The organism is Streptomyces sp. NRRL WC-3549, assembly GCF_000721935.1.
Classification (GTDB): Bacteria; Actinomycetota; Actinomycetes; order Streptomycetales; family Streptomycetaceae; genus Streptomyces.
The window spans coordinates 1,971-3,582 of the sequence record NZ_KL585423.1 but is presented as its reverse complement, the minus strand read 5'-3'; the positions used below and the strand labels follow the sequence as shown (position 1 = coordinate 3,582).

Here is a 1,612-nt window from a genome sequence, read left to right as displayed (position 1 = left end):
TGGCCCAGGGCCGGCGACCCCGTCGAGTCCGCGATCCAGCGCGCCGTGACCGGCTACGGCCCCGCCGGGGAGGTCCTCCGCACGCTCGCCGCCGCGAAGGTCGCGGTGCTCGTCGGCGCCGACGGCGAGCCGGCGGCCCTGCGGTCGGCAGAGGGCGGGCCGGTGGTCCCGGTCTTCACCTGCCCTGCGTACCTCCGTGGCCTCGGGACGCTGGCCGCCCGGCTGCTCCCGGTGGCCGACGTGGTCGCAGGGCTGCCGGAGGGACACTCCCTCTACGTCAACCCGACCGGTCCGGCCGGAATGGTCATGGAGACCGGGGCGTTGGCCGACGAGATCGCGGCCCAGGAGCGCGGCGAGCCCCGGTCGGCGGACGCCGGCGCACCGGGGGAGACGAGGACCCCGCGCATCCACGCGGTGCGGGTGGAGGACCCGGTGGAGCGGGCACGGGGCGCCGCGGCGCCCACGGACGCGGCCTCCCCGCACGTCGCCGCGTCCCCGGGCACGGCACCCGCCGGCGCCGACACGGAAGGAGGCACCGGCTGGGCCGATACGTCCCACACCACCGAAGTGCCCCTGTCCCCGGCCGGCAGGGGGGCCCGGCAGTGACGCGCTGGGGTGGTCCCTTCGCACGCCGCCGCGGTGACCGGTCCACGAATCCGGCCGGGCGCCGGCGTACCGGCGCCGAACCCGCCGCCGAAGGACCGGACGCGGCGTCGGAACCGCTCCTGGTCGAGGACCACGACGGCCTGCTGCTGCTCCGGACTCCCTCGGACAACGCGCTCACCCCCGCCGACGTCGCCGATCTGGCGCGCGGCACACGCACGGACGACGGGACCGTGACCGTCATCGCCGGCTCCGAGGGGATGGACACCCCCGCCTTCTGGCCGAGACTGAGCGAACTGCTGGACTCCCTGAGCGAGTCGGGCGCCGACACCGTACGGCTGGTCATGCCCGGCGCCGGGCACGACGCCAAGGAACGGCCCGCGACCGCGCGCCGGATCGCCGATGCCTGGGGGTTCGAGGTCAAGGCCCCGGACGGGGCGCCCCTCGTCGTACCGGGCGGCTCGCTCTTCGTCCCGCCCGGTGCCTCCTCCGGGGGCTGGTGGCGGTTCGCCCCGGGCGCGGACCCGGAACCGCTCGGCCCACGGAGCCCGGAGCCGTCCTGGCAGCCCGCGCTGCGCGATGTGCCGTCGGGTACGGCCGGCGGGAGCGTGGTGGAACAGATCCCGGCCGGGCTGCTCGTACGCCCCGCCGAGGCCGCGCCGAGCCGGCCCGGCGACCTCTACCACGCGGTGCCGGTCGACCCCCGGCGCCCGGCCGTGGTGGTCGGTGTGCCCTACGGTGAGGACGTCTCGGCCGAGGAGGTCGCCGAGGTGCTGGAGGCCCTGCCCGAGGAAACCAGGTCCGGCGTACGGCTCGCCCCCGGCGGGCGGCGTGACGTGCTGCGGTTGGCGCAGGCGGTGTGCGACCGACTGGACATCGATGTCGAGGTGATGACCGGGCTGCCCCTCGTGGCGGCGGCCGGCCCGCTGGGGGCGTACTCCGTACGGTCGGTCCTGGCCGCGCCGGACGGTACGCCGAAGTGGCTCTGTCTCTTATACACATCTCTGAG

The 1,612-nt window shown here is 76.5% G+C and carries 1 protein-coding gene and 1 pseudogene; both read left to right on the top strand.

Annotation, left to right across the window (positions count from 1 at the left end; translation table 11 throughout):
• Nucleotides 1-606: type VII secretion system-associated protein (locus IH13_RS41260; protein WP_158791308.1), on the top strand; the 606-nt coding region annotated here is incomplete at its 5' end.
• Nucleotides 603-1,612: pseudogene (locus IH13_RS0126405) on the top strand (hypothetical protein); the annotation flags it as partial. The gene IH13_RS41260 and the pseudogene IH13_RS0126405, both read left to right, overlap by 4 nt.